This window comes from Salinimicrobium maris, from assembly GCF_049680855.1.
Lineage (GTDB): Bacteria > Bacteroidota > Bacteroidia > Flavobacteriales > Flavobacteriaceae > Salinimicrobium.
Genome location: NZ_JBMPGS010000004.1, coordinates 289,452 through 295,499, shown reverse-complemented (window position 1 = coordinate 295,499; position 6,048 = coordinate 289,452). Strand labels below are relative to the sequence as shown.

The following is a 6,048-nucleotide window of genomic DNA, read 5'->3' as shown; positions in this document are numbered from 1 at the left end:
AAGTAGAAAAGAGAGGGGATTATCAATGTTGTCGGAATCTCCAGGTTCCCATGAATAACATAACCTTAATCCTCTCTTTTGTTCTTTCTGATTAGTAATTAAAAGTTAGGAAATCAAACTTAAGATGAATAACACAAATTGCGGAATACCTTCCAAAAATGACCTTTTTGACTACCATTTAAAAAGCCGTCTTTAACTGACAAATTCAAGTTACCAAGCCGCAACTTGTGTTATTGGGGGCGTTGGCACACATCTGAGACAAAAAAATCTTATGAAATTACTTCAAAAATTGAATTTCAAAATACTATTTATTTCTGCAATCTTCTGTTTTCCTTTTCTTATGCAAGCTCAGGATCACAAGAAAATTTACACTTCTACAAATATTTTAGAAATTTATAAAAACACGGAGGAAAGTTTAATTCATCACGAAAATCAGCTAAATACTGGTTGGGGTTTTGAATTAAATTCTCTTCACGGGATATTCATTTTGAAAAAATTTGTTTTGTCTGCAGGAATTGGAGTAAATTTTAATATTGATGAAGAATATAAATCACTCCCAGCTATATTAGAAATAAGATTTAATCTTAATGATTACGGATTTAACAGCCCTTTTGTGCTATTGAATACCGGGAAAAATTTGGAAATTGGTAGCTTTCTGCCAGGTCAGACTGCCAAATTAGGATTGGGATATAATTTTGAGAGCGATTATAATTTTCAATATACAATTGAAGTTTTTAAAAAGTCTAAAACTTATTACACGAGTGAAGTGCAGGATGTTAATTATAATTATCCTGCCGATGGCTATGGGATTTCCGTGGGAATAACTTTTTAGCTGCTTAAAAAAGACGTGTGCCAACACTAGTAACCGTTGCGCAAGTCAATAATTTTTTGAATTCCGGATCTAAATAAGCCGCTTTAAGCGGTTTTCTTTTATAGATTCGGCTGGTTATGAACAAAATTCAGATTCCTTAAAATTGAATTGAGGGGTTCCTATAACAGGTTTTTGGATGAAAGCAGCAAAGCAAGCTGTCCTGCCCCGGATTTTACTTGTTTTGCGGTATGTTTCAGGTATTTCTTTAGGTTATAAGCGATGGCGGCCAGGTGCATGCACTTATTGGCCTGCCTAATGACGGTTCATCAAAATTTTGCGCAGAAATTGTAATTTTGAAAAAGAACAAACCAGATCTGAATGGACAACGCTGCGGTCCCTACTCCGCTAACTTGGGATAATTGAGACTGTTGTAGCACATTTAAAAAAAATAAAAATCCCATAGAAAGAAAATTATGCGGTTAATGTACTTAACCGATTTAGGTGGTTTTCTTTGGTGGCTATTAATAAGGTTTTGTAAAACTGATCTCCAAAAGGAACAGACGAAAGAGAAATGGAGTAGAAATCTATTCTCTTTAATTGTAATAGTTTATCTGATTGGATTCATTTTAATAAAACTCTTATGAAGAAACCCATAGTAGTTTTATCAAAACTCTTGTTATTCTTTATTGTATTAAACTACATTTCAAAATTATGCTCTGGTCAGATTTGTTTGATGGCCTTTTGAGAGATAATTATTACATTTAATTCCAATATAAAAATCCGTTCCGCCGGAAGGTCCTGTTTTCAAAACACGCCACTTGCCTTAATCGAAACGTTGTGGACAGTTTGCAAACCTTATTCAAAAAACAAAAATGTTCTACCAAATAAATCCAGCAAAGTTTAAATCAGATATTAAAAGGTTTAGAATTACATTGATTATTCTGACTGTATTCCACCTTGGCTTTTTTGCATATTGTTCGGAGGATTTTTCTTTATCATTAGGAACGGAATAACGGATGGTGGAATCATTGTCCTTTGGTTTCTTGCGTTATTTCTTAGCGGACTAATATTAAGTGTTTTTCAAATTATTCTCTCTTACCGAATAAAGTTATATGAGCGGAAGTACATGCCTGTGACATTAGAAAAAAACAAGGACAATTTTAGAATGATGTTACTTAGTGGAATAATCGGCCTTTGGTTATGGCTGCCAAATGAAAAGGAAGTGCAAAAGATTATTGAAAAAACTGCTCACAACCCGGTATAAAAACAATGCTATCTTAGTGGCGAATCCAAACTTCGTGCTCACTTGCAACGCTTTATTGTCCTGCGGAAAAAGAACCTCGCCAGCTTACACAGGTTTTGTTCGAGACGTTATGGAATTTAAAAACAGCATCTATGGCTAAAAAATTACTGCTGATATTGATTTTCCTTGCTTTTATCTCATGCGGGAAAAAGGATAGTCATGATATCTATCAAACAAAAGGAGGAGAATACGTTTCAAAAAAAGGCAATTTTATTGCCGATTTCCCAACTCTACCAACTCATACTGCAATTGATAATCAAATTGGACTTGATAAGTTCAAAATTCATTTATACCGCTCAACTATAGGAAAACAGAAGATTTTCAATATAAAATACATTGATTATCCTGAACATATGGTAAAATCGTTGTCTGATGAGCAACTTTATATTCAAGGTGTTACAAATTATTCTAATAAAATGTCAGAATCATTTAACCTACTATATCAAAAGCCAATTGAACAACATGGGCTGAATGGACGAGCTTTTCAATTAGAGCTTAATGAAATCGCTAAAAATAAAGGGCATGAGGGTTTTATTATGGGTAGATTATTTAGGATTAACAATAGAGTTTATACTATAACTTACATAGGAATAGATGATAAGAATGCAGGACCATTTATTGATTCATTCAGACAGTGGAAATAACCACAAGGACACGGTATAAAAATTATACTTCATCCGTCTCAAAATCCAAACTCCCTGCTCGTGAACTCCCACTTTTTAAAAAACGTTGCCAGTAAAATGAGAAAAACTCTGCTAATATTCATAACTCTGTTTTCATTTGAACTTTATGCGCAAGAAATAATAAGGTTTTCAGATGCGCAATTAGAATTTCATTTGACGAAAAAATGTGATGAAACCGATTGTGAAATAACTAAAATTGAGGTTCTGAAAAATGGAACCTTAAAGCAGACTATAAAACCAGGGAAAAATTATTTTAGTAAAACATTTCCACACGATCAACTTTTTGCAATTGAGGACATGAATTTTGACGGAAATACGGATTTTAGACTAATGGAATTTCTTCCTGCTGCACCGAATGTTCCTTTTCTTTTTTGGATTTTTAATCCAAAAACTCAACTTTTTGAAGAAAGCAAAAATTACGAAGGAATAACTTCACCTGAATTTGATTACGAGAAAAAGCAAATTAGTTCGAGCTGGAGAGATGGTTGTTGCCTACACGGACGAGATGTTTATGAACTGAAAAACGGAAATCCAGTATTGGCCGAAAGATTTGTTATTGGACAACATTCAGAGGACAAGGAATATTACGAACATTGGAAAGTAGAGAACGGAGAATTGAGATTAATTGTAAGGAAAATATATTAAAAAACTATTGGCAATAATCTGAAAACACGAATTGCATAATACCGCTCAAAAATGCCCTTTTTCACTATCTTTCAAGAACAGTGTTTAAATAATTAATTATTGCAAGGGTCTTAAAAGGCAATTTGCCATCATAGGTGCGTTGAAAGTAAGTGGGAAAATGAAAAATATTGAAATTAGAAATGAAGAAATATAGGATAATCAATTATATAAGTGTCATTGCATTATCAATTTCAATTATTTCATCTGCACTCTTCTATTCGCAATTGCCTGACCAAATTCCTGTACATTTTAGTGCAGAAGGACAAGCGGATGAGTATGCTCAAAAAAGCAATCTGTGGGTAATTCCGCTTGTTCAATTTTTACTCTGTTATGGGATTTGCCAGTTGGGTAAATATTTAAAACTGGTCAACAATAAAAAAACAAATAAGGATCTTATTGTAGCGCAGAAAGTATCAAAAATACTGCTTCTCTTAATCTCTTTGTCCTTCTCTTATATTAACGTTCAGGTAATATTGACGGCTTTTAAAAAATCACAAGGATTAGGTTCATGGTTTATTTTTGTCTTTATGTTTTCAATGATTTTTTTACCAATGCTAGCATTTAGAGACACTAGGAAACATTAGTGGAAGAGAATCACCTACAGCCGAAAATAAAAAACACAAATTGCGGAAACCCTTCCGAAAATGACATTTTTTTGACTACCCTAAAGTTAAATTTAAAATAACGATTCAAGTCAAAAAGCAGCAACTGGCTTTTTGGTAGAAGATTGAAATGTTTAAAGACGAATTAAAAAATCTAGCAGTAAAAAGTAGCAGAGTACTATAGAACAATGAAGAAAACCTTCTTAAAAATAGATGCGCTTAGTAGAAAATTAGGAATTCTACTTTGTATTATCATTGGACTTTACTTTTTGTACAATCATTTTGCAACACCAGAGTTAACCGGGGAGGAAGATCTCAGTACCTTGAATGTAATCATTGAAGACTACGCCTATGAAGTACATGAAAATGACGAAAGGCTTCCAACGTATTACATCAAGGCTTTACAATATGCCAACCTGTTCAAAGTTCCTTCAGAAGACATATGGTTGTTTGATATGAATGAGTTTGAAGTTGATAATCCCCAAAATAAGGAAGTGCAAATAAAAATTTCAAATATGGAAATGGCTGGATTAGACCAACCTGAGAAGATCATTCCAATTTATGGCTTATCAAAACCTGATAAAGTTTATCTAAGCTCTAAGGACACCCTAAGGGAAAATCAGGGTCCGGTGAAGTTAATGATCTCCTTGCTGTTTTTTGCAGTTGCAGGCTTCTTATGGGTGCTCTTAAAAAAGAAACTGTAGAAATTATACAGAAGAGAAAATGTTATACTAATAGAATTCTTATTTCTTAATTGATTACTGTTATTGCTTTGTTGAGGTCTTGCGATAAATCTAGTCAACACCCAGTACTGGCATAAAATGAAAAGCCCTGTAAATATTACATTTACAGGGCTTTTGAAGTTTAAAAAGTGACCCCGGCAGGATTCAAACCTGCAACCCTCAGAGCCGAAATCTGATGCGCTATTCAGTTGCGCCACGGAGCCTTAAATTCTGGAGCAAATTTAGACAAAAACTTTATTTTAAACCAAACAAAAAGCAGTAATAATAAACATTTGCTTTATTCTACTCAAGCTTTCGTTCCTGCCCTAAAAAAGGAATTCACTTTGGTTTTATTTTTCCGAAAATAAGCTATTGGGCCAGTTTCTTTTTCACAATACTGGAAATGGTTTTTCCGTCTGCTTTTCCTGCAAGTTCCTGTGAAGCCGCTCCCATCACTTTACCCATATCCTGCATTCCAGATGCCCCGGTGCGCTCAATGATCTCATCTACTTTGGCCTCGATTTCCTCTTCACTCATTTGCTCTGGCAGGAATTGTTCAATAACCGCCGCCTGGTCGAGCTCTGGCTGTGCCAGGTCATCGCGCCCCTGTTCCTTATAAATGGCAGCGCTCTCTTTGCGTTGTTTTACCAGTTTTTGAAGTAGTTTCAGCTCTTCATCTTCATTCATTCCGTCTTTACCATCTGCATTGGTATTAGCAAGAAGAATTGCACTTTTAACCGCACGCAGGGCTTCAAGTTTGTTGGTATCTTTAGCTCGCATAGCGGTCTTCATTTCGGTCATTACTTTTTCCTGTAAACTCATAACGAAAATTTTGATGAACTGCGAAGATAGAAAGTAAAATGAGTTGGTGCAAGGAGAGGAGAAGCGGGAAAAGTAAAATGTTCGTTTTTCTTCGGAAATACCATTTTTGAATATCCTGAAACATTTCTTTTACCCGCGACACCTTTTGGCGCAATCTTTTGCTTATTTTGAAAATCTCTGAAATGGAAAAGATGAGTAGATCAAGAAGAAAAATGCCCATTACCGGTATAACCACTGCAAAGTCCGACAAAGAAAGCAAACAGGCTGCCAACCGAAAGTTAAGAAGGCTTCGGAAGCAAAAAATACATCAAAAAGCGGAAATCCTGCCGGTTTTAAAAGAAGTTTCAGATGCTTGGAATTTCCGCAAGGATGGGAAGCGCTATCATCGCACTGCTTCAGAATTAATTTTTAGAAAATAATA

Annotated in this window: 7 protein-coding genes and 1 tRNA gene; 6 read left to right on the top strand and 2 right to left on the bottom strand. The window is 34.7% G+C overall.

Annotated elements, in window-relative coordinates:
- The first annotated feature begins 271 nt into the window (after nucleotides 1–271).
- The 5 genes from ACOV1Q_RS13605 (at nucleotide 272) to ACOV1Q_RS13585 (ending at nucleotide 4,787) form a co-directional block, all read left to right on the top strand.
- The gene (locus tag ACOV1Q_RS13605) at nucleotides 272–832 is read left to right on the top strand and encodes a hypothetical protein (RefSeq protein WP_424494950.1); all 561 of its coding nucleotides are present in this window, start codon (nucleotides 272–274) and stop codon (nucleotides 830–832) included.
- Nucleotides 833–2,206: 1,374 nt separating this feature from the next.
- Nucleotides 2,207–2,758 carry a hypothetical protein gene (locus tag ACOV1Q_RS13600; protein ID WP_424494949.1) on the top strand — a complete coding sequence of 184 codons (552 nt, stop codon included), beginning with the start codon at nucleotides 2,207–2,209 and terminating at the stop codon, nucleotides 2,756–2,758.
- Nucleotides 2,759–2,854: 96 nt separating this feature from the next.
- The gene (locus ACOV1Q_RS13595; RefSeq protein WP_424494948.1) at nucleotides 2,855–3,442 is read left to right on the top strand and encodes an XAC2610-related protein; all 588 of its coding nucleotides are present in this window, start codon (nucleotides 2,855–2,857) and stop codon (nucleotides 3,440–3,442) included.
- Between the two features lie 167 nt (nucleotides 3,443–3,609).
- Complete coding sequence (locus ACOV1Q_RS13590; protein ID WP_424494947.1) at nucleotides 3,610–4,065, top strand: DUF1648 domain-containing protein; 456 nt, start codon at nucleotides 3,610–3,612, stop codon at nucleotides 4,063–4,065.
- 206 nt (nucleotides 4,066–4,271) lie between these two features.
- Nucleotides 4,272–4,787: a hypothetical protein gene (locus ACOV1Q_RS13585; RefSeq protein ID WP_424494946.1), complete on the top strand. Its 516-nt coding sequence runs from the start codon at nucleotides 4,272–4,274 to the stop codon at nucleotides 4,785–4,787.
- A gap of 168 nt (nucleotides 4,788–4,955) precedes the next feature.
- Here the strand turns inward: ACOV1Q_RS13585 and ACOV1Q_RS13580 are convergent.
- Both ACOV1Q_RS13580 and ACOV1Q_RS13575 read right to left on the bottom strand, forming a co-directional pair.
- A tRNA-Arg gene (locus tag ACOV1Q_RS13580) sits at nucleotides 4,956–5,029 on the bottom strand.
- Nucleotides 5,030–5,174: 145 nt separating this feature from the next.
- Complete coding sequence (locus tag ACOV1Q_RS13575; RefSeq protein ID WP_424494945.1) at nucleotides 5,175–5,627, bottom strand: GatB/YqeY domain-containing protein; 453 nt, start codon at nucleotides 5,625–5,627, stop codon at nucleotides 5,175–5,177.
- A gap of 191 nt (nucleotides 5,628–5,818) precedes the next feature.
- Between ACOV1Q_RS13575 and ACOV1Q_RS13570 the strand changes: the two genes are divergently transcribed.
- Nucleotides 5,819–6,046: a hypothetical protein gene (locus tag ACOV1Q_RS13570; RefSeq protein ID WP_424494944.1), complete on the top strand. Its 228-nt coding sequence runs from the start codon at nucleotides 5,819–5,821 to the stop codon at nucleotides 6,044–6,046.
- Nucleotides 6,047–6,048: the final 2 nt, after the last annotated feature.